Origin of the sequence: Pedobacter psychrodurus, assembly GCF_032678585.1 — a bacterium.
Classification (GTDB): domain Bacteria; phylum Bacteroidota; class Bacteroidia; order Sphingobacteriales; family Sphingobacteriaceae; genus Pedobacter; species Pedobacter psychrodurus_A.
Genome location: NZ_JAVTSN010000002.1, coordinates 30,633 through 57,094, shown reverse-complemented (window position 1 = coordinate 57,094; position 26,462 = coordinate 30,633). Strand labels below are relative to the sequence as shown.

Sequence of the window (26,462 nt, the reverse complement as noted above, 5' to 3'; positions counted from 1 at the left end):
CACATTTAACATGAACTGGATTATTTTAATTATTGCCGGCCTTTTTGAAGTTGGCTTTACCACCTGTCTTAAATTATCGAACAATTTCTCGAATATAAAATGGACTGCAGCGTTTCTTGTCTGCATTACCTTAAGCTTTTTATTGTTAAATAAAGCCACTCAAACCTTGCCAATGGGCACAGCTTATGCCGTTTGGACAGGTATAGGGGCCGTAGGAACCGTAATTATAGGCATTGTTTATTTTAACGAACCAGCAACTTTTTGGCGGATCTTTTTTATCTGTACACTGATTGGATCCATTGCCGGCTTAAAATTTTTCGCCTCGCATTAGCGGCCATCTTGCGAAGTTTACCGAGCCAAGCGCAGGCAAAACTTCGCAAGTTTCGCATTGGTTAGAACAGTTTTCATTTTAAAGGTTTGCGTAGCGAACCAACGTTGTTTATAAACCTGATGGCAGCGGCAGCCCCGAAGAATGAGGGCTACAGCGAACAGCAGGACTACCCTCCGCCATGAAAAACTGCCCTTTCGTTTTCAAAAAACTAATCTAGTTACACTATTAATCTGGTTGATAAATAATAATCCTCCATAATGATGTTTCACGTGTAACCTACCTAGCTTTAATGTAGTCTTACAGCTAAACATGGAGCAAATACTTACAGACTTAGCGCTGATACAAAATGTATTGAACGGCGAAACCGCTCAGTATGCTTTGCTGGTAAAACGCCATCAGCGGTTTGTATTTACGCTTGCTTTAAGGTTTTCGAAAAACAGGGAAGATGCCGAAGAAATTGCACAGGATTGTTTTGTAAAAGCGTACAAGGCATTGGGTACCTTTAAACAAACGGCTAAATTTAGTACATGGCTTTATACTATTACTTATACCACCGCCATGACTTTTTTGCGAAAAAACCGCTTGGATACCTCATCAATCCATGACGAAGGTACCATAATACAGCTCGAAAACCATACATCGGGCTTTAATGCCAACGGTTACGAAAGGCAGGATAGCCATGCCTTTTTAAACCTGGCCATTACCCAATTGTTGCCTGATGATGCTGCTATAATTACCTTATTTTATAAGGGCGAGCAAAGTTTAGAAGAGATTGGTGAAGCCTTGCACATGGAGCCCAATACCATAAAAGTTAAATTGCACCGCGCAAGGCAAAGGCTTAAAGAAAAATTACAATATTTGTTAAAAGATGAAGTAAAGGAGTTACTATGAATACAATAGAACAACAGCTTTGGGATTATATAGATGGAAATTTAGATGAAACCTCAAAAAAAGCCATCGAAGAAAAAATTGCATCAGATGCTGAAATTAAATCTCAATATGATGATCTTTTAAAGTTTAACTCATCTTTTGAAGGAATAGATCTTGATGAACCTTCCATGTCGTTTACCAGAAATGTGATGGAAAGTGTTGCCTTGGTGCCAGCACCTGTGGCGATGAAAACAAAGGTTGATAAAAAGATTATTTATGGCATTGGTGGTTTTTTCGTGATTTCCTTAGCGGCCTTATTTGGCTATGTATTGTACAACTCGAACCTCAGTATGCCCGATTTCGATATGAATGTTGATTTCGACTTCAAATTAGATCAATACATTACACCTACTGCCGTTTATAGCTTCTTATTTGCAGATTTGGTAATCGGATTGATTTTTTTAGATCAGTTTTTAAGAAAGAAAGTGGCCGAAAAGTAACATTCTTACGCATCATTGCGAAGCCAAGTTTTATTTGGCTGAAAGCAATCTTTGTTTCAAGAAATAGAAGATTGCCTGCCCGTTGCAGGCGGGCTTCGGCTCGCTCAAGCACCGCCTCGCAATGACGACTTATTTAAAGCAAATTTTAACCCAAAGTTTTTAAAATCTCCAAACCTGTTGGCCATTCCCCAAAACCAGCGTCGGTATTAATATGGCCTGCATGGCCAATATTAATAAATTCACTTCCCCAGTTCTCAGCAAAAAACGCGGCCCTTTCAAGCGTTACCCATTCATCATTGGTACTGGCCACAACAATGGTTTTAAAGTTTATTTTAGCTAAAGGAACATGGTCAAAACCAACCGTATTAAAGGTATAACGTGGTGCTTCCAAATCGCTGGGCGCAACTAGCAAAGCGCCCTTAACCTTTTTTCCATATTCTTTTGCCCAATTGGCAATTGCAGTACAGCCTAAACTATGACCAATTAAAACCACATCGGCCAGATCATAGCCAGCTAGTGCCCGATCTATGGTTTCGATCCAATCTTTACTGGCCGGTTCATCCCATTCCTGTTGGTTGATGCGGATAAACTGAGCTCCAGATTTTTCGAAATGCGTTTGCCAATGGTCAGGGCCCGAATTGCCCAAACCAGGAATAATGAAATAATAAGTCATGATCTGAATGAAGAAAATAAAAAAAGGCCGCCATCGCAAGAAAGCAGCCTTCTCTGTAAATATGATAAATAAATTAAATTACTTTCACATTAACGGCGTTTAAGCCTTTTTTACCGTTAGCAACTTCGTACTGAACTTTGTCGTTTTCACGGATTTCGTCGATAAGACCTGTTGAATGAACAAAGATTTCGCTGTCGCCATTCGCAGGAACGATAAAGCCAAAACCTTTAGTTACATTGAAGAATTTTACTGTGCCTTCTTGCATTGTATTAAATATTAAAATTAAGTCTGCAAGGTAAGTTTTAATTTTTAAAATCAAAATAAATTTTAACATTTTTTTAACGTTAAAATTTTGTAAATAGCAGATTACTAAGGCTTTTTAATTGCCTTCCCAATTATTGTTAAAGTAATTTCGCTATTGTGCGGAATTCCGAGCGTGGTTCCAGGAGCCACATTAAAAAGGTTTCTGACGTAGATATCGGCTATTCCCTGGGCCACTTTTTTCTTGGCTTCGGCATTTTCGGGAAGCACATTATAAATGGTTTTTACGTGTATCCCGCCCTGAAAATCGACCACCGCAGCAACCTGGTAAGCGAAATCTTTATAGGCGCGATCAATCCGGATAATGTATTGCGGGAACATGTAATCGTAAGCCTCGGTCCTATTGTTTGCGCGGTCTACGGTACTGATTTTTTCGACCCTTGCGATTTTGCTTTTCGGGATAAACTGAACCGGATCTGTTGCGGCAAAAGCACTATCGCTATTTAAGTTAACCTTGGCCGTGCGTTTCTCAATAAATGCAGTATCGGCCTTGGTTGGTTTTTGCAGATCGGCAGCTTTGGCTTTCAGTTTGTTTTTAATGTAATCCTGTGCGTAAAAGGTCATGTTAACATCCGAGCGAACATCTGATGCAATTACTCTTCCATTAACCTGTACACGCTGGAAAACCAAACTGTCTTTACTGATGTGTTTTACTTTAAAAAACTCAGCTGCAAAATTATATACGTTTCCGTGGTCGTATTGCATATAAAAGTTCTGCATTCTTTGTTTCTGTGGACTCCAGGCCGACATCGTATCTTCTTTAACCACCTCAATGATCCACGATGGTTTTTGCATAAACCCATCAGCATTAAAGGAAAGTCCATTTTTAAAGCGCCGTTTTACTTCCTGATAGCGGATGCCTTTTACAGGCTCGAAGGTAAAATCCCTTAAAGTTGGGTCGCTGGTTTTAGAGCCAAATTTACAGGCAGAGAGCATCAGCACAAAAAAGAAAAAGTATATCGTATTTTTAATCATTTCAACAAAATCTTCGGCTAAAATAAGTTTTTTTAGCCAGAGCTAAACATTCATGCGTCGGATGAGATTTATCTTCGGGTTTTCTTCTTCACCAGGATCACATTGGCCACTTTTCGCTGCCCTTCGTGGTCCCATTTTTTGTTATCAGTTGGGTAGTTAATTACACCGTTGCCTTCCATTCCGTTTACCCAAAGTGTTGTAGAGCCACCGCCATCAAAATTTATGGCGCTGGTGCAACCCAACCAACGCATTAACTTAGTAAGCTCGAACAGGCTCATTCCAGCCGAATTTTCATTTCTGCCATCAACTGTTAACAAAACCACCCTCCCATTTGCTTTAATGCCCAGGCAGGTGCGTGGATGGCGCAGGCGGTTAAAACCAGCTGTATCCAGGCTCTCATCAACATTGTTAAGAGTTAATAAGGGGCCGTTTAACAAAATATTTTGAGCATTCAATTTAGTTTCCCAATCGGCAGTGCCATCCCATTTTACGATGGAAATTTTGCCATTTTCAATCACAAGTGCGGCTTCCTGATGCCTTGCCCGGTTTCCGTTTTTATCTAAACGGTTGGTATTAACGTTTTTTCCGTTAAGCCGTACAAAATCTACCGATCCTCCGTTTTTCACATCAAAGAAATTACCGTTTACCGCAGCAATCGCCGTATCCCGTAAACCAAAATTACTGGTGGTAATCAGTTCTTTTTCTTCTGCGCCAATCGCAAATACAGCTTTGCGGCCGGTATTCTTTATTTCTAAAAACGAAATGTTTTCGTTTGCTGCAAAAAGATTCTTTTGATCAAAATGATGTCGGTATAAAACCACCTGTTTGGCAACTTTATTTTTCTGCCATCTGGTTTTTACAACTGTCAAAGAATCAGCATTCTGACCAAAAGCAGAGAAACCGTAGGTAAATAAGGTAACTGCAAAGAATAATCGCTTAAGCATAAAATTTGTTTTGCCTTAAAATTAAAAAACGATTTAGTGATTCGCCCAAAGCATCAAGAATTATACAAAGAATGCCAATAAAAGATAAAACCTCGCAGGTTTTAAAAACCTGCGAGGTTAAACCAACGCAAAAAATGTTTGAATGAGTGAATGGCGTATTGCTTTTCATTCACTCATTTTATCATTCAATCATTTATTTCTTCGGATCTAAAATATCTTTAATTCTGATGCTTAAATCTTCGTAATGTGCTTTGGTAATGGCATCGCCTGCTGCCGCTCTGGCTTTCGTAGTCGCCAATAACGTTTTTAGCTCTGCTCTAACCAATGGTCTGATATCAGATAAACCTACATTGATTGGTGTTAAACCATAACTCGCTGCATAATCCATTGGGAAACCAGGAGGAAGATCAGACTCCTTAGTCATTAGATCTTCTAAGCGGGCAACGTAAGCACGTTGTAAATTGCGTTTAAATGCATCTGGCCTACCAGCAATAAAAACAGATGACCTTAAATCGGTAAATAATTCAGGCAAGGTATATGCTTTGGCAGGGCCATTTTTAATTTCATTATCTAATAAACGTGCTAGTCTAGGTGGGGCCAAAAGATTACCCAACATATTCGACTGTACTGATTTAATACGCAGAATTAATTGTCCGTTATCAAATTTGGCTAACTGATCATTACTGATTAACCAAAGTGGTGTGGTAAACAATTGTTGATTGAAGAAAGTAATGGCTTCTTTTTGTTTTGCTTTAGGGAGGTAAGCATAAACAGGCCCTTTTTGCTCGTAAGTTTTAAAGTTTTCACTTAATCCACCAACATTAGTAGCCACATGACCCATATAACGGTTAAACTGCCCCACAATTTCGGTATAGATTTCTTTTAAGTCGCTATAATCTTTACCTTTTTGATAAGTCCATTTTTCTACGTTTGGAAGAATACGTTTTAAGTTAGCAATACCATAAGTACTCGCCTTCATGGCATTATCACCTAAATCTTCACTTTGTAAACGTGGATCTAAAGTGGTACCCTGGCGGCCATAGAAGTATAATGGATTACCGGCATTTTTTAAGGTCCATTGATCTAAAATTTCTTTTTCCTGCTCGGCGGTTTTATTTCCCGGGATCCAGGAATAGCCCCATTTTACTACCCACTTATCATATTCGCCAATTTGAGGGTGAAGTTTGGTTACACCATCGCCAGGTTGTGCGATATAGTTAAAACGGGCATAATCCATAATTGATGGTGCGGTACCATGTTTATCGGTAAATGTTTTAGAACGTAACGAATCAACAGGGTAAGCATAACTCGAACCAAAGTTGTGTGGTAAACCTAACGTATGGCCAATTTCGTGCGACGATACAAAACGGATCAATTCGCCCATTTGTGCATCACTAAACTGCGCTTTGCGCACTTCTGGATTAATGGCTGCTGTTTGCACAAAATACCAGTTGCGCAAAAGGTTCATTACATTATGGTACCAACCGATGTGTGTTTCTAAAATTTGTCCGGTACGTGGATCGCTGATGTGCGGCCCGTAAGCATTTGCAATATCTGATGCAAAATAGCGCACCACCGAATATCTTGAATCTTCTACACTAAATTGAGGATCTTCCTGTGCCGTTGGCGCTTCTTTACCTAAAATGGCATTTTTAAACCCTGCGGCTTCGAATGCCACCTGCCAATCGTTAATCCCCTGGATTAAAAACGGCACCCATTTTTTTGGCGTTGCCGGATCAATATAAATTACAATCGGTTTTACTGGTTCTACCAATTCGCCACGTTTGTAGGCATTTGTATCCTTAGGAACCAAATTCCAACGGTGGATATAGGCTGTACGCTCTGCCTTTTGTGCATTGCTTCCATAATCAATCTGAGATTGACCAAAGAAACCAACCCTACTGTCCATTATTCTGGCTTTCACAGGCGTTTTTGGCAACAGCAGCATTGAAGTGTTAAACTCAAAAGTAACCGCAGCATTGCTGTTATCGGTTGGCGATTCTGCTGCACGATAGGTTTTAGCAGTTTTTACTTCCAGGTTGATCGGGAAAGTTTTTACGGTATCGATGTAAGAGCGTGTGGCATCATACATGGTAACTTTATAGGCTTTACGGATCTGATCGGTAGCACCGATGGCCATCACATCGCCGTTATAAAAATCGGTAACATCAATTACAACGCCCGTAGTATCTTTATTATAAGCTTTAATTTCGAAACTGGCCAAAATCTGTGCAAGATTAGAGTTCTGTACCGATTCGTACATATCGCTGTTTGGATCTGCTTTAGTAGCATAACTTGGCACGCGGATAAAAACCTGTTTTCCTCTGCGCTCCCATTTCCAAACCTGTTCGTTTAATTCTTCACCGCCATACTGTTGGTTGCCCACCTTAACGCCTGCAGGCACTTTTGCCAAACGGGTAACCACAAGCATCTCGCGGTTAATCATCGAATCTGGTATTTCGAAATACCATTTATCATCTACTTTGTGTGTTTTGAATAAACCATTAGTTGTTCTGGCTTTTGCCGTAATTACTTCTGAAAATGGCTTAATTCCTTCTTTTTTTGGTGCAGCAGCCGGAGTGGCCGATGAAGTTGCTGGCGTAGCACCTTTGGTGGTTTTCGACTTCTTCTGAGCATATACGGAATCCGATCCGGCTACACCAAGGGCTACGATACCTGCTAAGGCAAGTACCTTAAAGTTTTTCTTCATGTGTATATAAGAGTTAGTTTGCTTGATAATAAGAGGTTAAAGTTAAAATCTTGTTACACGACAACTCTTTTGTAACAGGAAGATTACTTTATATTCTCTTTTCAAGTCGTACTACTTTATAAAACACCTGTTTATCTCTGTAAATTTCGAAAATCACACTTCTGTCGGCTTTTGATTTAAACAGCTCGTTAAGGTCGTTTAACGAATAAGTTTCTACTGCTTTAAAATTAACACCTATAATCTCATCATAGGGACACAAACCTGCTTTTTCCGCCGGACTATTTTCATCTATCTCGCCTATAATCAATCGCTTATAATCATTCTGATCCAGATAAATAACCATTCCCACCATATCATATTCGAAAGGAGTTTTACGTAAACTGTTGGGTTTAACATAAATAAAACCTTCCTGATAGTTGAACTGGATATTGAATTTCCGTAATAAATCGGCCCCTAAATTTCCATTCCTTTTGGATAGATCAATTTTATCGGCAATCGTTTTAAAATCCGGAAAACCAGCAACCACATCCTTAAATAGATATCCGCCTAAATTAATCTTACTTAAACGGCCAACAGAACCTTTAATCTGGCCACTAAGGCTCATGCCTAAATTGGCTTTAATATTTTTTTCTGGCAGCGGGAATTCACCTCCATTGAACATTTCGAGCGATAAGGCATGGCTCGCGCCCGTATCCATTAAAAACCGGGCGGCAACAGTTCCGCTATCCGGAAGCTCGATATTTGCCATAATATATGGTTTCTGATTATCTATTTGAATAGGAATCTTTTTTCCCCGGTATTTAATCTTCGCATCATGCTCGTAAATAATCAGCCTGTTTTCACTATACCTTACATCAACAATAAAACTGTTAAAAAAGCTATAACCCAATAATCCATAAATTTTTAAGCCCAAATGGCCCGATAAATTAAAAAGATCTTCCTTTAAAATTGCGGTAGGTATACGTTCTATAGCTGCACTGCCCACTTTAACATCGAGGCTTTGAGAAACATAAGCTTCAACAGTTTCGATGCCCAGACCAGAAACCTTGATTTTACGGAGCATACTAAAGTTTAGCGAATCAATGATGGATGGATCTGTGATAATCATCGGCCCCACACCAGTGTCCAGAACAAAATCAAAAGGTCCCTTGCCATTTACATATACCGGAATTACCATCAGGTTTTTGATACACTTAAAAGGGATGGACTGCTTTTGTCGATTTCTTTTAAACAAAAACTCCTGAGAAAACCCCGAAAAAGCAAGAAATACAAAACCCAGGCAAATGCTTAGTTTACGTAAACAGATTATTACACCGGGGCTATATTTGGTTAACATTGAACTAAATTTAATAAATTAGTTGCTAATTATATCCACTAAATTTAGAACATGTTTCCGTTAAAAAATCAAAATTTCATTTTTCTTCTGTTTATCCTGTCCATTTGTGTGTTAACGGGTTGCTCAACCAATAAAATGATTTCGAATAAGGTAGCAAAAGAATTCAAAAATTCGCAGGTAATTAAACAGTATCAGGTTGGTTTTGCGCTTTTTAACCCCACAGACAAAAAGATGATTTTTGAGAAAGATGCCGATAAGTATTTTACTCCGGCCTCTAACACCAAACTATATACTTTTTTTGCGAGTTTGAAAATGATCCCCGATTTAATGCCTGCATTAAGATATGTTGAGCGGAACGATTCGTTAATTTTTTGGGGAACGGGCGATCCGGCATTTTTACAGTTTGCGGTGAAAGATAAATCTGCCTATAATTTTCTTCTGGCCTCAGACAAAAAGCTCTTTTTTGCGCCTGGCCGGTATTCGGGCACTTTCTTTGGTGATGGCTGGGCCTGGGATGATTACGATTATTATTATCAGCCCGAAATTACAGAAATGCCGATTATGGATAATATGGTAACTTCTACTTATGCCGGTCCAAATAAAATCAATATTGAGCCAAAGGTTTTTGCCTCTTGTTTTAAAGCGGATTCTACAAAAACTACAGGTAATTTTCAGGTAACACGCGATTTTTTAACCAATAATTTTCATTATCCTGCCGTTGTGGTAAAACCCGGTTATAATCAACAAAATCCATATAAAACCAGTGCGCAGGTTACCGTTGAAGTATTATCGGATACTTTACACAAGGCTGTTGGCATTATAGATTTAAAAGTACCTTCAGATGCCAAAACTTTACCCGGCGCGAAACGCGATTCGGTTTTAAAACATTTAATGTTACCCAGCGATAATTTTATAGCCGAACATTTATTATTGGTTTGCGCCAACCAGATTGGCGATACTTTAAGTACAGTAAAAGCAATTGAACACATTACCAAAAATTATCTTTCTTTTTTACCCGATAAAGTTAAATGGGTGGATGGATCGGGCCTATCGCGCCAGAATTTATTTACGCCGCGTGATAATGTATACCTGCTCGATTCCATTTATAGGCTGGTTAACAATCCCGAGAAACTTTTTGATCTGTTACCTGCCGGAGGAAAAAGCGGAACCTTAAAAAGTGCTTACCCCAAAACCGACAAACCCTTTGTTTATGGCAAAACAGGCTCATTGGGAGGCGTACATAATCAAAGTGGTTATGTACTCACCAAAAAAGGAAAAACGTACATCTATTCTTTCATGAACAATAATTTTGTAAAACCTACTGCCGAGGTAAGGGCAGAAATGGTGCGGATAGTAACTTATATACATGAGAATTTCTAATGCCAGATTTTAAATCAATTGACCAACCCTTTTCGAACAAAATAAACATTGATGGTACCTCTTATCTATATTTTGGAGGAACGGCTTATTTGGGCATTCCACAAAATCAGGATTTCATTGATTTATATATCGAAGGAGTAAAAAAATTTGGATTAAATAACGGCACAAGCCGCACCAACAATATCCAACAGGGTATTTATGATGAAGCAGAAAAAGTAGCTGCAGCACGATATGGAGCAGAAGCAGCACTGATTACCTCAAGCGGATATTTAGCAGCACAGCTTACCGTTAAAGCTTTATGTAGATTGGGGAAAGTAATTTATGGCCCCGCAGCGCACCCTGCACTTTGGTTGGTAGAAAATCAAACTAAAAATTTAATGTTATTCCGAGATTGGGTAGCGGAAACGATCGAAAGGATAAATTCATCTGAAGAAAAGACCTGGGTTTTGGTCAGCAATTCGATGAATAATCTCGTCCCTGAAATTTATGATTTCGACTTTGCAAAAGAACTTAGTAAAGATAAAAATATAATCCTTGTTGTTGACGATTCGCATGGAATCGGTGTAAATAATAATGGAATAGGCGCAATTGTAAACCTTCCGAAGCAAGAAAACATCGAAAATGTAGTGGTTGCCTCCATGGCAAAAGCACTGGGTGTGGATGCTGGAATAATATTAGCTTCAGATAAAATGATCGATAAACTTAAAAAAACCAATACGTTTATCGGCGCTTCTCCACCCAGTGCAGCAGGGCTGTATGCATTTATCCATGCAGAGCAAATATATAGTAAGGCCCTAAATAAGCTGAAAAACAACATGGCCATGTTTGAAGAAGCATTAAATCTTACCTGGAAACACGAATGGGATTTCCCTGTGTATCTGTTGGGCGATGTAAATTTCTCCCAACGCCTTTTGCAAAAGCAGATCCTGATTTCCTCTTTCCCCTATCCAAATCCTACCGACAAAACTTTAAACCGAATCGTGCTTTCTGCCTGGCATGAAAAAGAAGATATAGAAAAGCTAATCGCTGCCATAAATTTTTAAGCTTTTCTTATCCAATTAATTTTTCAATATTTATGACATGAAAAAACTGTTCGTACTCCTGTCGTTAACGCTTCTATTTGCCAATATCATTTCTGCACAAACCACTACCGTTTGGATTGTTAGACATGCTGAAAAAGATAGATCGAACCCACAGGATACCAATCCTAATTTATCCGACGAAGGGAAAATACGCACAGCAGATTTAGCAAAATATTTAAAAAAGGTAAAATTTGATGTTGCCTTTGCCACCCCCACCAAAAGGACCCATCAAACACTAGACTCATTGGTGATCCCGAAAGTAATTGATTATAAAGACATCAAATCTCTTGTAGATAGCATCAAAACCAATTACGCAGGTAAAACGGTGATGGTAGCTGCTCATTCTAATACCGTACTCGAAATTATCGAAGCCCTTGGCGGTAAAAGACCAAAAGAAGAATTAACAGATGATGATTACGATTATATTTTTGAATTATCGGTAAAAGAAGATAAAGCAAAGGTTAAAATGGATCAGTACGGCAGGCCGCACCATTTGTAAATCCTTATTGTGCTGCCGAAATTTAGTGTGTTGCCAGGTATTACCACCTTACACTACAATAAGTTGGAGCCGAATCAATAGCCACTATTATTAACCATTAAGGACTTAAGGAAATAAGACTTTTATGCGCCTGCATTGAGATGCTTCAGCCTGCTCTTCTCCAACGCTGCAAATTTCGATTTATGCAGGGCTAAGCATCCGAACCAATGAACTATTGACTATTGAACCAATGAACCACTATAACCTTTCGAAAGGAATATCCATTAAATCGTAGTTTTTCCAACCTGAGAAATCATAATGCCACCATTCATTTTCCAGTACATTCATTTTGTATTTACCCAAAAGCCCAATTAGAAAATCGCGGTTTTTCTTAGCCTCAGGTGATACGTTTTCATACTTTGCAGCTGCTGCTGCCGAAAAGCTGTCGTAGGGTGTTGGCATCGTTAGTTCTTTGCCTGTTTTCAGATTGATCAAAGTTAAATCTACCGCACAGCCCCGATTGTGTTTAGATCCTTTTGCCGGATTGGCTACAAAATTTTTATCGCTCGCCTTTTTGTAAAACGCTACGGTAATGGCATATGGCCGATAACCATCGAATATTTTTAAGCCGTATCCTTTTTTGTTCAATTCTTTCTGGATTTTTTTTAACGCATCTACCACGGGTCTCCGCGCAAAAGCCCTTGCCTGTTTGTACATCACCTGTTGCATAAAGTTATTTTTGGTGGCGTAACGGATATCCAACTTAATATTTGGGATGGCTTTTTTGATTTCGACCAATTCGTTATCCGGATTCGTTTTTATGGAAGCCAGGTATTGGTTATAAGAATTTACGACAACCAGCTTTTGTACAGTCGCAGGTTTATTTTGAGCACATACAGCCAGCGAAAGGAAAAAAAATAAGCTGAGGAGATTGAATTTCATATTTTAGTATCAAGATTTTAGACACGAGTATCGGGATGTTTTCATCTACCCTGATCCATTTTACATCCACTATTGGTTCGAAACCACCAACAATTCAAGATCCTTAAATGGCAGGTTAAACATATCTGCAAGGTCTTTATTGGTACAGTTTCCCTGGTAAATATAAAGTGCTTCTCGGATGCCAGGCGTATTCCATACCATGTTCATTAAACCACCAAACTCACCGATATCCAATAAAATTGGCGCAAAAATATTGGTTAGCGCATAAGATGCCGTTCTTGGCACACGGGAAGCGATATTAGGCACACAATAGTGAATTACATCATATTTTCTGAAAACGGGATTGGTGTGATTGGTTACCTCAGAAGTTTCAAAACAACCACCCTGATCGATACTTACATCAATAACCACCGAATGTGGTTTCATCCTGGCAACGGTTTCTTCCATCACCACGCAAGGACTACGGCCATGGCTCGCACGGATGGCACCAATTACCACATCGCAGGTTACAATGGCTTTATTCAATACAATAGGTTGCATTACTGAAGTAAATACCCTGCTACTGCCTAAATTATTTTGTAACCGGCGTAAACGGTAAATAGAGCTATCGAAAACCTTAACCTCGGCACCCAATGCCAAAGCTGTTCGTGCCGCATATTCGCCAACTGTTCCGGCACCCAGAATAACAATTTCTGTCGGCGGAACGCCGGTAAAGCCACCTAACATTAACCCTTTCCCTCCCGTTACATTACTCAGATATTCTGCAGCGATTAAAATGGAAGTCGAGCCAACAATTTCGCTCATGGCGCGGACTACACTCAACACATTACCTTCATCGCGAAGATTTTCGAAACATAGTGCATTGATTTTTTTATGCATCAACGCTTTCAGGTAATCTTGTTTTAATGTTCCGGTCTGTAATGACGAAATAAGCGTTTGCCCTTTATGCATCATTTCAATCTCTTCGAGCATCGGTGGCGCAATCTTCACCAATATATCCGCATCGAAAACCTCTTTTTTATCGTATGCGATCTTGGCACCCTGCTCAGCATATTCTGAATCTGAAAAATTGGCTGCTATACCTGCCCCGGTTTCCAAAACAACCCGATGGCCGTTGTTTACCAGCAAAGCCACAGATAAAGGCGTTAGCGCAATTCTATTTTCTTGAAAAGAAATCTCTTTCGGTATTCCTATGTAAAGACTGTTTTTTTTATTTCGGGTTTCCAGCTTTGCCTCTTGTGTTTGTAGTAAACCCTGACGAGCTATATCGGCCATTCCTTCGCGTAATCCTGTAGCCATGTTGAATTAAAATTTTGGTAGTTTTAGGTTGTTCAAGATAAGGAAAATCTGTTAATTTATTGATAACTAATTGTTATACCTTCGAAAAGGTGAATAAGCGTCGGTTTTCATCCAGTACTTTTATCTCCACTTTAACATAGTTTTCGGGCAATAATTCTTCCACCCTTTCAGGCCATTCTATTAAACAGGTGCCGCCACCATAAAAGTATTCTTCATAGCCTAGATCATAGGCCTCATGGATATCTTTTATCCTATAAAAATCAAAATGAAATACCGCCCCTTTAGGACTTTCGTATTCGTTAACGATAGAATAGGTAGGACTCGAAACCACATCATCGATCCCCAAATGTTTACAGAAAACTTTAATGAAGGTTGTTTTTCCTGCGCCCATATCGCCTTCAAAAATGAAGACCTTTTGCCCTCCCGCAAAATCTGAAAGCTGTTGTACAACAGCAGGTAAATCGGCTAAACTATTTACTTCGATATCCATTTAAAAAAAATAAAGGCAAAAGTAATACATAATTGTATTGCTTTTGCCTTTTTTATAGCCGTTATTTCGACCGTAGTGCTCCAAAGGAGCTCCTTTGGAGGAGAAATCTCTCCAGAATAATCTCGTCAAAGATTTCTCCATTCGGCTATGCTCCAGTTGAAATGACAAATTATTTTATTCTATCTCGGCGAATACGTTACCACCGGAATAATCATTTCTTCTAATGAAATACCACCATGCTGAAAGGTTTCATTATAGTAATTTACAAACTGATTATAATTGTTGGGGTAAACGAAATAACTATCCTCACGTGCAAAAATATAACTGCTGCTGATGTTGATTTTAGGCAACAATGCATCATGTGGGTTTTTTATTAAAAAAACTTCTTTTGCATTGAAATTAAGGTTTCTGCCTTGTTTATATCTTAAATTGGTGTTTGTACTTCTATCGCCAATTACTTTAACCGGTTTTTTAACGCGGATGGTTCCGTGGTCGGTGGTAATCACCACTTTTACTTTCTTTTGAGAGATTTTTTTCAATAAATCCCAAAGCGGAGAATGCTCAAACCACGATAGGGTTAACGAGCGGTAAGCGGCATCATCGTTAGCCAGCTCACGTATCATTTGCATATCGGTACGTGCATGGCTCAACATATCCACAAAGTTGAACACAATTGCATTAAAATCATTCTGCAACAAATTATGTGTCTGATCAACCAGATCTTTACCCTGCTCAAAAGTTAAAATTTTGTTATAACTGAATTTACAATCTTTTCTTAAGCTGCGTTTAATGTTATCGGCAAGAAAAGCCTCCTCATGCATATTTTTTCCACCTTCATCATCATCATTTTGCCAAAGCTGGGGGAAACGTTTTTCCATATCCAAAGGCATCATACCCGAGAAGATCGCGTTACGGGCATATTGTGTTGCCGTTGGCAAAATACTCGTATACATATCTTCTTCATCAATTCTGAAATATTCTGATATTAAAGGATTGATAATTTTCCACTGATCATAGCGTAAATTATCAATCAGGATGAAAAATACGGGTGTATTATCATTAATGTGCGGAAAAGCCTTTTTCTTTAACAATTCATTCGAAAGCAACGGAGCCGTATCTTTATTTTTGATCCAGTCGAGATAATTTTCTTCAATAAACTTAGTGAATTGTGTGTTGGCCTCCTGCTTTTGCATGGTTAAAATTTCATGCATCTGCGGATCATCCAGCTTTTCTAATTCAAGCTCCCAAAAAACAATTTTTTTATACACCTCAACCCACTCTTCATAATTTAGCCTGTCTCCTAATGTCATACCCAAGCGGCGGAAATCCTGCTGATAAGCCATCGAGGTTTTTTCGCTCACCAAACGTTTGTTATCGATTAGCTTTTTAATGGTCAGTAAAACCTGTTTAGGGTTAACGGGTTTTATCAGATAATCATCAATTTTACTACCGATGGCATCCTCCATCAGGTTCTCTTCTTCACTCTTTGTAATCAATACAACAGGAACATCGGGATTTAAATTTTTAATGGCAGATAGGGTTTCGATGCCGCTCATGCCCGGCATATTTTCATCCAGGAAAACCAGGTCGAAATGGGCTTTTCCAAATGCCTCCAAAGCGTCGTTTCCATTGGTGAATGTAGTTACGTGGTAACCTTTATCATTCAACAATAATATATGAGGTTTTAATAAGTCGATTTCATCATCGGCCCATAATATTCTAGTTTCTTGCATGTTTTTGTAAAAATAGGTAAGTATTGCCTTTTAATTCTGGCAGGTAAATCAAACTATAAATAAAAATAGCAATTTTTGTACCGTATCTATCTATTTAACTATTTTTAACGATTGAACAAGAAGAAAATAATAAATGATCCGGTTTACGGTTTCATCAGTATCCCTTCCGAATTAGTTTACGATGTAATCTCACATCCGTATTTCCAGCGTTTGCGTTACATTAAACAGCTCGGAATGACGCATTTGGTATATCCAGGGGCATTACATACGCGTTTTCACCACGCTTTGGGTGCCATGCATTTAATGAGTTTGGCCATCAACCTTTTAAAAAGCAAAGGACACACCATCACCGATGGCGAAGAAGAATCCGCCATTTTGGCCATTTTACTGCATGACATTGGCCATGGGCCTTTTTCGCATGCCCTGGAACATTCATTGGTTACCGGAATTAAACATGAAGATATTTCAGCAAAGCTGATGCACGACCTCAATGTGCATTTCAACGGCCGCTTGACCCATGCTATTGAAATTTTTAATGGCACCTATCCTAAAAAGTTTCTTCATCAGTTGATTTCCGGTCAGCTGGATCTCGATCGGATGGATTATTTAAACCGCGATAGCTTTTTTACTGGTGTAAGCGAGGGCGTAATCAGTTTCGACCGGATTATCAAGATGTTTAATGTGTATGATGACGACCTTGTTATCGAGGAGAAAGGCATTTATTCAATAGAGAAATTTTTGATTGCCCGCAGACTGATGTACTGGCAGGTTTATCTGCACAAAACGGTGATATCTGGTGAGATGATCCTGGTGAAATTATTAGAACGTGCAAAGGAATTATCCGCAGCAGGCGAAAACTTATTTGCTTCACCATCATTAAATTATTTCCTAAAAAACGATATCAACGAGGCCAATTTTTTTGCGCAACACGAAAATCTGGAGCATTTTACCAACCTTGATGATCAGGATATTTATGCAGCAGTTAAAGTTTGGACTAAACATCCCGATAAAATTTTGTCTACGCTGTGTAAAATGCTTACTTCAAGAAATTTATATAAAGTAGAAATGGGCAATGAAAAAGCTGATGATGACCGCGTAAACTTTCTGCAGGATGCAGCCGTTAATTTATTAGAAATCAAACCCGCAGAAGCCAGATATTTTGTTTTTACCGATTCGATCCAAAACCGGGCTTATAACGCAGGGGTCGGAAATATCAAGATTCTGATGAAAAATAACGATATTGTTGATATTGCGAAGGCATCCGATTTATCCAATCTGGAGTCGCTACAGAAAACTGTAGAAAAATATATCCTCTGTTACCCCAGAGGGATTTAAGCTTATTTAACAAAATATTTAACTTTTACTGCCGTTTTAAGTCTTATTATTGTGTAAAATATACACAGCTTAACTCTAGCAGGTTTTTTTGTTCATATCAATTTAACATATACCTTTGTACGATGCAATTTACTGCCACGCAGATAAGTCAGTTTTTGAACGGTTCCATTGATGGGAACCCAGATGTAGCCGTTACCGAACTTTCTAAAATAGAAGACGGGAAGGAAGGCTCTTTGTCCTTTCTTTCTAACCCTAAGTACGAAAATTTCTTGTATTCTACTCAGGCATCAGTTGTTATCGTATCAAAAGATTTCGCTCCTACACAGCCTTATACCAGCACCTTAATCCGTGTTGAAAACCCATATAGTTCCTTTACCATTTTATTGGATAAATACAACGAAGCCATAAATGCTCAAGCTGCCCAATCGGGTATAGACAAGCTGGCCTTTGTACATCCAACAGCAAAAATTGGTAAAAATGTATTTATCGATGCCTTTGCCTATGTTGCCGAAAATGTAGAAATTGGCGATGGATGCAAAATAAATGCCCAAACATTTATTGGCGCAAACTCTAAAATTGGCGAAAACAGTGCATTTTTCCCTGGTGTAAAAATTTACCATAACTCGGTAATTGGCAAAAGGGTTACCATCCACTCTAATACTGTAATCGGAAGTGATGGTTTCGGTTTTGCACCGCAAAAAGACGGCACCTACAATAAAATCCCTCAAATCGGCAATGTAATTATTGAAGATGATGTAGAGATTGGTGCAAATACAACTGTTGACCGCGCAACAATGGGATCAACCATTGTAAAAAAAGGTGCAAAAATTGATAACCTGATCCAGATTGCACACAATGTAGAAATTGGCGAAAACACTGTTTTGGCAGCACAATCGGGCATATCTGGAAGCACGAAGATTGGCCCTAATAGCGTTGTTGGCGGACAAGTAGGCATTGCCGGTCATTTAACCCTGGCCAAAGGCACGCAGATTGGCGCTCAGGCCGGTATTAATTTCAATATTACAGAAGAAAATAAACAATGGCATGGCAGTCCGGCGCAACCTTTACGCAACTGGATGCGTGCCTCCGTAATTTTCAAACATCTTCCAGATGTAGAGAAAAGAATAAACGCGCTCGAAGAGGAATTGAAAAAGCTCATAGCTGAACTGGAAAAGAATACAATACACAATGAACGTTAGACAAAAAACGATTAAACAAGAAATATCAGCATCTGGTGTTGGTTTACACACAGGCGCTAATGTGACTTTAACATTTTGCCCCGCTCCCGAAAATCATGGCTTTAAATTTCAGCGTATTGATTTAGACGGACATCCGATTATCGAAGCTGATGCAGATAACGTAACCGATACTTCACGTGGAACAACCCTTACTCAAAATGGCGCTAGCGTAAGCACCGTAGAGCATGTTATGGCTTCTTTAGTGGGTATGGACCTAGATAACGTGCTGATTAAGCTGGATGGGCCAGAAACCCCGATTATGGACGGTAGTTCGATCCAATTTGTTGATTTATTGGAAGAAGTTGGTACTGTAGAGCAAAATGCAGATCGTGAATACTTCACCATCCCTCATAACATCACCTATACGGAAGAAGATAGAAAAGTAGAAATCGTGGCCATGCCACTTGATGACTATCGTTTTACCTGTATGATCGATTATAATTCTCCTGTTTTGGGCAGTCAGCATGCTGGCATTAATACCATTGCAGAGTTTAAGAAAGAAATTGCTTCTTGCCGTACCTTCTGTTTCTTGCACGAATTAGAATATCAGTTATCGCACAATTTAATTAAAGGGGGCGATTTAAATAATGCCATTGTAATTGTAGATAAAGAGGTTACCAAAGATGAATTGAGCCACCTGGCTAAATTATTCAACCGCAAGGATATCGATGTTGCTCCGCAAGGAATTTTGAACAACATGGAACTGCGTTACCAAAACGAACCTGCCCGTCATAAACTTTTGGATATGATCGGTGATTTAGCTTTGGTTGGGATGCACTTAAAAGGCCACATTATGGCTGCGCGCCCTGGTCATGCGGCAAACGTTGCTTTTGCTAAAAAAATTAAAGCAGCCATTAAAAAAGAAAAAAACAAAAAAATACAAAAGGTGTACGATCCAAGTGCAAAGCCATTATATGATGTTGTTCAGATCATGGATATTCTGCCTCACCGTCAACCCTTTTTATTTGTAGACAAAATATTAGAACTTTCAAAAAACCACGTGGTAGGCGTTAAAAACGTAACCATGAACGAAGAGTTTTTTAAAGGGCATTTCCCTGGCGCACCTGTTTTTCCGGGTGTAATCCAGATTGAAGCCATGGCTCAGGTTGGTGGTATCTTAGTATTAAGTACTGTTCCCGATCCCAGAAATTATTTAACTTACTTTTTAAAAATTGATAACGTACGTTTTAGAGCTCAGGTGCTTCCTGGTGATACTATTGTTTTCCGTTGCGATTTACTTGAACCGATCAGACGGGGTATTGCCCAGATGAAAGGCGTAGGTATGGTTGGCGAAAAAATCGTTGTCGAAGCCGAAATGATGGCTCAAATTTCAAAAATTAAACAAGCAGAACCCGCCCAATAATGATACAACCCTTAGCATACATACATCCCCAGGCAAAGATTGCCGAAAACGTGGTAATCGAACCCTTTGTAGTGATACATAAAGACGTTGTGATTGGAGAGGGAACCTGGATCGGATCGAATGTTACCATTATGGATGGCGCAAGGATCGGTAAAAACTGCCGTATTTTTCCCGGTGCGGTAATTTCTGGAGAGCCTCAGGATTTAAAATTTGCTGGGGAAGTTACCACCGCAGAAATTGGTGATAACACCACTATCCGCGAGTGTGTTACCATTAACCGCGGTACTAAAGACAAATGGAAAACCACTATCGGAAGCAATTGTTTAATCCAGGCTTATTCGCACATTGCGCACGATTGTGAAGTTGGCAACAACTGTATTTTCTCAAACAGCACCACCTTGGCAGGTCACATCACCATTGGAAACAATGTTGTTTTAGCAGGTTTGGTTGCCATACATCAGTTTGTTAAAGTGGGTTCTTATGCTTTCGTTACCGGTGGTTCATTGGTACGTAAAGATGTTCCGCCTTATGTAAAAGCTGCACGCGAGCCACTTTCTTATGCCGGCATCAACTCTGTTGGTTTACGCAGAAGAGGTTTCACCAACGAGCAGATCGATGAAATCCAGGAAATTTACCGTGTACTTTTCGTAAAACACAATAACGTAACCAAAGCTTTAGACATGATCGAAGCCGAATTTAAACCGACGGAAATCCGTGATGAAATTGTAGATTTTATCCGTAATTCTAACCGCGGGGTAATGAAGGGTTTCGGAATGGGCAGTTAATTAAGGGAGAAGGCCGAAGGGTTTAAGGTTGAAGACAAAACTTATGCCTTGAGCCAAATTCAAATCAATATTCATGAGTGATCTAACGCTAATCAGGACCGATTCAGACCATGCCGATTTTAGGGCACTGGTTGCTTTATTGGATAAGGATTTAGCCGTTAGAGATGGTGATGACCATGCTTTTTACGCTCAATTTAATCAGGTTGATGCCATTAAAGAGGTTGTTGTGGCTTATCAACAGAACCACCCGGTTTCATGTGGCGCGATAAAACCTTTCTCAGCAACTGAAGCGGAAGTTAAAAGGATGTTCGTTCATCCAGATCATAGAAAACAAGGGATCGCGGCTAAAGTTTTAAATGAGTTGGAGCATTGGGCCGCTGAACTAGGCTTTTCTGCATGTGTTTTAGAAACCGGCAAAAAACAGCCCGAGGCCATCGCACTTTATCAAAAAGAGGGTTATCGAATCACACCCAATTACGGACAATATATTGGTGTTGATAACAGTGTTTGCATGATTAAACCACTTAACAAATCTTGATACTCACATCTCGATACTTAATACAATGAACATCTCTTTAAATAATGTAGGCAGAAGGTTTAACAAAGAGTGGATTTTTAGAAATTTAAGCACTGAATTTAAATCCGGCAATAGTTATGCAATACTCGGCCCCAATGGTTCTGGTAAGTCAACATTATTAAGTGTTTTAACAGGTAGCTTATCTCCCTCTGAAGGAGAAATTTCATTCTCAGACACAAAAGAGATTCCAGTAGAAAACATCTATAAATACATCAGTTTAGCTGCGCCGTATCTCGAGCTGGTTGAAACCTTTACCTTAAGAGAGAGCATCGATTTCCACTTTAAATTCAAAAATTTTGCCCTTGGTATTGATGCCAAAAAGCTAATTACCATTTTGGGATTAGAAAAAGCAGCAAACAAACAAATTAAGTACTTTTCGTCGGGAATGAAGCAAAGAACCAAACTAGCTTTGGCATGTTGTACCGATACACCAATTTTATTTTTAGACGAGCCAACAAGCAATTTAGACGTTCAGGGCATAAGTTGGTACCGGGAACTGATCGAAAATTTTGGAAAAGACCGTCTAATGATAATTGGCTCCAATCAAAGTCAAGAATACGATTTCTGCACAAATCAGATACAAATATCAGATTATAAGTAAGTTAACCACAAAACTCACCCCCTACAAAACGTAGGTTTTGTCATACATTTGTATTATAAAAATATTTTTCAAAAAATATTTTGTAATTCACAATTTATACTTACCTTTGCACCACCAAAAAGAGAAACAATTATTAATTATTCTCTTCAAGTAAAAGATCAGATTTTCCGTATTTCGGAATCAAAATATATAGCCCGCAAAAGGCAAAGAGTTTTTCATAGTTTAGTTTGAGGTTTAGGTTGATTATGCCTTTGGAGTGGTTCCCAAAGGCATTTCTTTTATACGGAGGTTTTTTTACTCATTAACGCTAAAACAAGACCATAATGATATTGCGATTGCATCAATACCAATGAACCATTGTCTAGTGAACCAATGAACTAAGGTTTTTCCTTTCCAAATCATCATTCCTTTTTCCTGACTTCCGCAATGCGTCACCCAAATTGAGATTTCCAAAAATCATCTGAAAATAAGGGCTCTATCATTTTCTGTCTTTCAGTAATAATCATCGTTTTATTGATGGTTTTCCCACTCTTTGGCAATTTTATTCTCAGTGTGGTAATGGTCTTTGCTATTTCCAAGACTTTATCCACGCTTAAGTTGTATTGATTTTTTTTTAGTATCCGCTCAAGTTCTTTGTAGACCTTATAGGCAACAAAACAAACGCATACATGAGCTTCTATTCTTTTAGGTGTAAAGTGGAACATTGGCCTCATTTCAACGGTACCCTTTGTAATCCTAAAAGCCCTCTCTACTTGCCATAAACTGCTATATTGATTATATACCTCTGCTGCAGGAAGATCCGTATTGGTGATGTATCCTTTCAATCCATCCCATTTCGCATCCTCCTCAACATTGCTTTTGTCAATGCTCACCTTCACATCTTTTGATATCACCAGGAACTTATTATAGCCACGCTTATTTATGTTCTCCTTAGAAATGGTCCCTGCCCTAAAAGCTTTTTCCAGTCGGCTAATTCCCTTGGTCCTGTTATAAGCATCTTTTTTTGCACGCTTTTCCGAATAACCTACTATCAATCTACCGTTTCCTACGGTGGTCTCATTAAAGCTACCTTCGATCTTCTGCTGGGAAAATATCCAGTCCGCTTGAATTTTATTTGCGTTTTTTATCCGCGCACCTATAATATATTTATATCCCTGAGCCTTTAGGAAATCGATATTCTTTTTGTTTATAAGACCAGAATCAGCAACCAGAACAAAATCATCCAGTTTGAAACGTCTTACAAAATCGTCTACAATTGGAATCATGGTATGCCCCTCATACTGCGTTCCATTGAACATCGAATAGGATAGTGGATATCCATCCTCACTCACCAATAGTCCTAAAACTATCTGGGGCTGGCTGTGTTTACCATCCTTGGAAAATCCAGGCTCCCTAAAACCATCTCCATAATCTGACTCAAAGTATAACGTGGTTACATCATAGAACATTAACCCAATTTTACCTCCCAGGATCTTTCTGGTATGCTCTACACTGATTTTTTGAATGGATTCCTGTTGGGTATTGTAGAGCTTGTCCATATACCTATAGATTTTATCCAGATGAAGATCTTCATCAAAGTGGGCTTTTAAATATTCAATCGTAGCAGATTTACTCATAGGTTGAGTTAATCTTGAAATGACCAACTGTCTTAGGATATAATCATCTATCGCATCATATCCGATTGAATCGTAGACCCTATTTAATATAAGTTGAGTGCCGTTGTGAAGGATATTTTCAATATTGGATAGCAGAAGATCAGTGAGGTACACTTCCTCCGCCTCCTGGGTTTATTGCCGAAATAAGTCTGCTCCCTTTACCTGGCTATCTGCCCAAATCTTACCCTCCTTACAGAAGCTTTCAATCTCGGCCTCATTACTGGAGACTCCAATAGTTTTTATCTCCTTGAATTTACCCTGAAGCTTAACTGCTACAACGACGCTAGTAGTGCCAGACCGATTCCTCTTTTTGCGGACAAACATATGTCAAAGATAACCAATAACACCCCTGCGTCACCCAATATGATGACGTGAATTTAGCAAATATCAGACAGTCAGTGTATTATAAATACCTACCAGAAAACATGCTGAAGTCAGGAGGTTGATTATGCCTTTGGAGTGGTTCCCAAAGGCATTTCTTTTATACGGAGGTTTTTTTACTCATTAACGCTAAAACAAGACCATAATGATATTGCGATTGCATCAATACCAATGAACCATTGTCTAGTGAACCAATGAACTAAGGTTTTTCCTTTCCAAATCATCATTCCTTTTTTTAACTTTGGTGTTCAAAAATTAGCAAAACAATATTTTCAATATAAAATGGCAAAGGCATCAGAAGTAAAAAGCGGAAATGTACTTCGTTTTAACGGAGAGTTGGTAAGTGTAGAAGAATATATCCACCGTACCCCCGGAAATTTAAGGGCTTTTTATCAATCGCGCATGCGCAACGTAAAAACCGGAAAAATTGTCGAATACCGTTTCCGTACAGATGAAGAGGTAACTATTTGCCGTGTCGAAACTAACGACTATCAATATCTTTATGAGGATGGCGATTATTTGGTGGTAATGGACAATAATACTTTTGAGCAGTACAACATCCCTAAATTGCTTTTCGGAAATTCCATCAAGTTTTTAAAAGAAGGCATGAACGTAACTATTGCATTCGAGAGCGACGAACCCATTGTTGCGCAACTGCCAAACAGTGTAGAATTAGAGATTACCTATTCAGAGCCTGCGGTAAAAGGCGATACCTCTACCAGTGCGCAAAAATATGCTACTGTAGAGACTGGCGCAGAAATCAGGGTTCCTTTATTTATTAACCAGGGCGATAAGGTTAAGGTTGACACCAAAACCGGCGAATATATGGAAAGGGTAAAATAATAAAACCGGGTGCTAAATTTTCTAAAACCCTAAGCCTTATAACTTAAACCTTTATAGGTTTTTATCAAAATAATTTTACCTTTGCCGTCACGAAAAACTGAAATATAAATCCAATTTAGGATCATACAATATGGCAAAAGCATCAGAAATTAAAACAGGTAACATCCTTCGTATCAATAACGAACTGGTTACTGTTGACGAATGGAATCACCGTACACCAGGAAAAGGTGGCGCATTTTACACTGGCAAATTCCGTAACATTAAATCGGGCAGAATTGTTGAGGCACGTATGAATACCGACGAAGCCGTAGAAATTTGCCGCGTTGAAACCAGCGATTACCAATATTTATATGAAGAAGGTGATTATTTGGTCGTAATGGACAATAATAGTTACGAGCAGTTTAACGTAGAGAAAGCTTTATTTGGTTCAGCGATCAAATTCTTAAAAGAAGGCATGAACATTATTGTGTCTATGGAAAGTGAAGAAGCGATTATGGCGCAATTGCCAAACTTTGCCGAATTCGAAATTACTTATTCCGAACCAGCGGTTAAAGGTGATACTTCTACAAATGCTTTAAAAGCAGCAACATTAGAAAATGGTGTTGAGGTTAAAGTTCCAATGTTTGTGAATCAAGGAGATAAAATCAAAATTGATACCCGTACAGGTGAATACGTTGAGCGTGTAAAATAATTTAAACAAAATATATAAAGCCTCTGAAGCGCAAATGCTTCAGAGGCTTTTTTGGTTATATACAAACCTGCAAGGTTTGAAAAATATTTAACTTTGTATATGTTAAAAGCAGAAATCAGAAAGCAAGCGCTAAACGATAGATTGTTACGAAGCGACACCAATTACGCTGAACTTAACAAATCGCTCTTAGAACAGTTTAAAATGCTTGATTTGAGCGGAATTAAAACGCTACATATCTTTTTGCCTATTTCAGAGAAAAAGGAACCCGATACTTTTTTGTTGATCGAATGGCTGAATAAAAATCATCCTGAAGTTAAGATTATTGTGCCTAAAGCAGATTTTGAAACAGCGCTCATGACAAATCATGAATACCTTGGTATTGATGACCTGAAGAAAAACCTGTACAATATCCTGGAACCACAGAAAGGAAAGCTGCACAAAGGTGAAGTAGATCTGGTTATTGTTCCACTTTTAGCTTTCGATAAACAAGGTTATCGTGTAGGTTATGGCAAAGGTTTTTACGACCGCTTTCTTGAGGGTTTAAATGCTCAGAAAATAGGCTTATCTTTGTATTCTGCTATCGAAAAAATCGACGATGTAAATGAACATGACATCAGGTTAGATTTTTGCATTACACCAACAGAAATTATAAAATTTTAAGCTTACCGGCATGCCACAGGAAATCGTTATCAAAACCGAAAAACAGTACGAAGACAACATGATTGCGGTATTCGAACTACAGGAAAAGGAAGAATTAACAGCCGATGACTTAAAACAGATCGAACTGATGTTGAAGGCGGGAGAAAAGTACGAGGCGGAGCATTTGTAGAATTTTCTACTTATGAATGGTCATCCTGAACCTGTTTCAGGACCTACATGCAAGACATACTCTCTCAACTAATAAAAACAAGAAAGCCCCTGAAACAATT

The 26,462-nt window shown here is 38.8% G+C and carries 27 protein-coding genes; 16 read left to right on the top strand and 11 right to left on the bottom strand.

Translation table 11 applies throughout. From position 1 onward, the window contains the following. Positions 1 to 10: 10 nt before the first annotated feature. From R2S57_RS01625 to R2S57_RS01615, 3 genes are all read left to right on the top strand, one after another. Positions 11 to 331 carry a multidrug efflux SMR transporter gene (locus R2S57_RS01625; RefSeq protein WP_316843372.1) on the top strand — a complete coding sequence of 107 codons (321 nt, stop codon included), beginning with the start codon at positions 11 to 13 and terminating at the stop codon, positions 329 to 331. A gap of 309 nt (positions 332 to 640) precedes the next feature. Further along, positions 641 to 1,222, top strand: coding sequence for a sigma-70 family RNA polymerase sigma factor (locus R2S57_RS01620; RefSeq protein WP_316843371.1), 582 nt, complete (start codon positions 641 to 643; stop codon positions 1,220 to 1,222). Then, positions 1,219 to 1,701: a hypothetical protein gene (locus tag R2S57_RS01615; protein ID WP_316843370.1), complete on the top strand. Its 483-nt coding sequence runs from the start codon at positions 1,219 to 1,221 to the stop codon at positions 1,699 to 1,701. Before R2S57_RS01620 ends, R2S57_RS01615 begins: the two co-directional genes overlap by 4 nt. Positions 1,702 to 1,846: 145 nt before the next feature. Here R2S57_RS01615 and R2S57_RS01610 read toward each other — a convergent pair whose 3' ends face one another. From R2S57_RS01610 to R2S57_RS01585, 6 genes are all read right to left on the bottom strand, one after another. After that, on the bottom strand, positions 1,847 to 2,374 hold the full coding sequence (locus tag R2S57_RS01610) for an RBBP9/YdeN family alpha/beta hydrolase (RefSeq protein WP_316843369.1): 528 nt from the start codon (positions 2,372 to 2,374) through the stop codon (positions 1,847 to 1,849). A 73-nt stretch (positions 2,375 to 2,447) separates the two neighbouring features. Beyond that, entirely contained in the window at positions 2,448 to 2,639 is a 192-nt protein-coding gene (locus R2S57_RS01605) for a cold-shock protein (RefSeq protein ID WP_025141747.1), read from the bottom strand. A 104-nt stretch (positions 2,640 to 2,743) separates the two neighbouring features. Continuing rightward, a complete protein-coding gene (locus R2S57_RS01600; RefSeq protein ID WP_316843368.1) occupies positions 2,744 to 3,670 on the bottom strand; it encodes a hypothetical protein in 927 nt (308 codons plus the stop codon). Positions 3,671 to 3,738: 68 nt separating this feature from the next. Further along, positions 3,739 to 4,614, bottom strand: coding sequence for a phosphodiester glycosidase family protein (locus tag R2S57_RS01595; protein WP_316843367.1), 876 nt, complete (start codon positions 4,612 to 4,614; stop codon positions 3,739 to 3,741). 193 nt (positions 4,615 to 4,807) lie between these two features. Beyond that, entirely contained in the window at positions 4,808 to 7,324 is a 2,517-nt protein-coding gene (locus R2S57_RS01590; RefSeq protein WP_316843366.1) for a zinc-dependent metalloprotease, read from the bottom strand. An 88-nt stretch (positions 7,325 to 7,412) separates the two neighbouring features. Further along, entirely contained in the window at positions 7,413 to 8,660 is a 1,248-nt protein-coding gene (locus R2S57_RS01585; protein WP_316843365.1) for an aspartyl protease family protein, read from the bottom strand. A gap of 135 nt (positions 8,661 to 8,795) precedes the next feature. On the opposite strand from R2S57_RS01585, the gene R2S57_RS01580 reads away from it, so the two are divergent. From R2S57_RS01580 to R2S57_RS01570, 3 genes are read left to right on the top strand one after another with little or no spacing between them, the layout of a single operon-like run. Continuing rightward, the gene (locus tag R2S57_RS01580; RefSeq protein WP_316843364.1) at positions 8,796 to 10,040 is read left to right on the top strand and encodes a D-alanyl-D-alanine carboxypeptidase; all 1,245 of its coding nucleotides are present in this window, start codon (positions 8,796 to 8,798) and stop codon (positions 10,038 to 10,040) included. After that, positions 10,040 to 11,083 carry an aminotransferase class I/II-fold pyridoxal phosphate-dependent enzyme gene (locus R2S57_RS01575; protein ID WP_316843363.1) on the top strand — a complete coding sequence of 348 codons (1,044 nt, stop codon included), beginning with the start codon at positions 10,040 to 10,042 and terminating at the stop codon, positions 11,081 to 11,083. The genes R2S57_RS01580 and R2S57_RS01575 overlap by 1 nt, the downstream gene beginning before the upstream one ends. Before the next feature lie 37 nt (positions 11,084 to 11,120). Further along, entirely contained in the window at positions 11,121 to 11,621 is a 501-nt protein-coding gene (locus R2S57_RS01570) for a phosphoglycerate mutase family protein (RefSeq protein ID WP_316843362.1), read from the top strand. Positions 11,622 to 11,858: 237 nt separating this feature from the next. Here the strand turns inward: R2S57_RS01570 and R2S57_RS01565 are convergent, their stop codons facing one another. The 4 genes from R2S57_RS01565 to R2S57_RS01550 all read right to left on the bottom strand — a co-directional run bounded on the left by R2S57_RS01565 (position 11,859) and on the right by R2S57_RS01550 (position 16,064). Next, on the bottom strand, positions 11,859 to 12,542 hold the full coding sequence (locus tag R2S57_RS01565) for a M15 family metallopeptidase (RefSeq protein ID WP_316843361.1): 684 nt from the start codon (positions 12,540 to 12,542) through the stop codon (positions 11,859 to 11,861). 69 nt (positions 12,543 to 12,611) lie between these two features. After that, entirely contained in the window at positions 12,612 to 13,841 is a 1,230-nt protein-coding gene (locus R2S57_RS01560; RefSeq protein ID WP_316843360.1) for an alanine dehydrogenase, read from the bottom strand. Between the two features lie 73 nt (positions 13,842 to 13,914). Beyond that, positions 13,915 to 14,331 carry a tRNA (adenosine(37)-N6)-threonylcarbamoyltransferase complex ATPase subunit type 1 TsaE gene (gene tsaE / locus R2S57_RS01555; RefSeq protein ID WP_316843359.1) on the bottom strand — a complete coding sequence of 139 codons (417 nt, stop codon included), beginning with the start codon at positions 14,329 to 14,331 and terminating at the stop codon, positions 13,915 to 13,917. A 179-nt stretch (positions 14,332 to 14,510) separates the two neighbouring features. Next, positions 14,511 to 16,064, bottom strand: a complete 1,554-nt coding sequence (locus tag R2S57_RS01550) for a PglZ domain-containing protein (RefSeq protein ID WP_316843358.1) — start codon at positions 16,062 to 16,064, stop codon at positions 14,511 to 14,513. Between the two features lie 111 nt (positions 16,065 to 16,175). Here R2S57_RS01550 and R2S57_RS01545 point away from each other — a divergent pair, with 111 nt between their 5' ends. From R2S57_RS01545 to R2S57_RS01520, 6 genes are all read left to right on the top strand, one after another. Next, entirely contained in the window at positions 16,176 to 17,399 is a 1,224-nt protein-coding gene (locus tag R2S57_RS01545; protein ID WP_316843357.1) for an HD domain-containing protein, read from the top strand. A 122-nt stretch (positions 17,400 to 17,521) separates the two neighbouring features. Further along, positions 17,522 to 18,598 (top strand): UDP-3-O-(3-hydroxymyristoyl)glucosamine N-acyltransferase, encoded by a 1,077-nt coding sequence (gene lpxD / locus R2S57_RS01540; RefSeq protein ID WP_316843356.1) that lies wholly within the window; start codon positions 17,522 to 17,524, stop codon positions 18,596 to 18,598. Next, positions 18,588 to 20,000, top strand: a complete 1,413-nt coding sequence (locus R2S57_RS01535) for a bifunctional UDP-3-O-[3-hydroxymyristoyl] N-acetylglucosamine deacetylase/3-hydroxyacyl-ACP dehydratase (protein WP_025141732.1) — start codon at positions 18,588 to 18,590, stop codon at positions 19,998 to 20,000. Before lpxD ends, R2S57_RS01535 begins: the two co-directional genes overlap by 11 nt. After that, positions 20,000 to 20,785 carry an acyl-ACP--UDP-N-acetylglucosamine O-acyltransferase gene (gene lpxA / locus R2S57_RS01530; protein ID WP_029274294.1) on the top strand — a complete coding sequence of 262 codons (786 nt, stop codon included), beginning with the start codon at positions 20,000 to 20,002 and terminating at the stop codon, positions 20,783 to 20,785. Before R2S57_RS01535 ends, lpxA begins: the two co-directional genes overlap by 1 nt. Positions 20,786 to 20,858: 73 nt before the next feature. Next, positions 20,859 to 21,323: a GNAT family N-acetyltransferase gene (locus tag R2S57_RS01525; protein WP_316843355.1), complete on the top strand. Its 465-nt coding sequence runs from the start codon at positions 20,859 to 20,861 to the stop codon at positions 21,321 to 21,323. Positions 21,324 to 21,348: 25 nt separating this feature from the next. Beyond that, the gene (locus R2S57_RS01520) at positions 21,349 to 21,963 is read left to right on the top strand and encodes an ABC transporter ATP-binding protein (RefSeq protein WP_316843354.1); all 615 of its coding nucleotides are present in this window, start codon (positions 21,349 to 21,351) and stop codon (positions 21,961 to 21,963) included. 431 nt (positions 21,964 to 22,394) lie between these two features. Here R2S57_RS01520 and R2S57_RS01515 read toward each other — a convergent pair whose 3' ends face one another. Then, positions 22,395 to 23,732 carry an IS1634 family transposase gene (locus R2S57_RS01515; protein WP_316843353.1) on the bottom strand — a complete coding sequence of 446 codons (1,338 nt, stop codon included), beginning with the start codon at positions 23,730 to 23,732 and terminating at the stop codon, positions 22,395 to 22,397. Between the two features lie 549 nt (positions 23,733 to 24,281). Here R2S57_RS01515 and efp (R2S57_RS01510) point away from each other — a divergent pair. The 4 genes from efp (R2S57_RS01510) to R2S57_RS01495 all read left to right on the top strand — a co-directional run bounded on the left by efp (R2S57_RS01510) (position 24,282) and on the right by R2S57_RS01495 (position 26,362). After that, positions 24,282 to 24,842, top strand: coding sequence for an elongation factor P (gene efp / locus R2S57_RS01510; RefSeq protein WP_316843352.1), 561 nt, complete (start codon positions 24,282 to 24,284; stop codon positions 24,840 to 24,842). A gap of 130 nt (positions 24,843 to 24,972) precedes the next feature. Then, complete coding sequence (gene efp / locus R2S57_RS01505) at positions 24,973 to 25,533, top strand: elongation factor P (protein ID WP_108197094.1); 561 nt, start codon at positions 24,973 to 24,975, stop codon at positions 25,531 to 25,533. Between the two features lie 99 nt (positions 25,534 to 25,632). Then, on the top strand, positions 25,633 to 26,193 hold the full coding sequence (locus tag R2S57_RS01500; protein WP_316843351.1) for a 5-formyltetrahydrofolate cyclo-ligase: 561 nt from the start codon (positions 25,633 to 25,635) through the stop codon (positions 26,191 to 26,193). 10 nt (positions 26,194 to 26,203) lie between these two features. Further along, positions 26,204 to 26,362, top strand: a complete 159-nt coding sequence (locus R2S57_RS01495) for a hypothetical protein (RefSeq protein ID WP_186828576.1) — start codon at positions 26,204 to 26,206, stop codon at positions 26,360 to 26,362. The last annotated feature ends 100 nt before the right edge of the window (positions 26,363 to 26,462 follow it).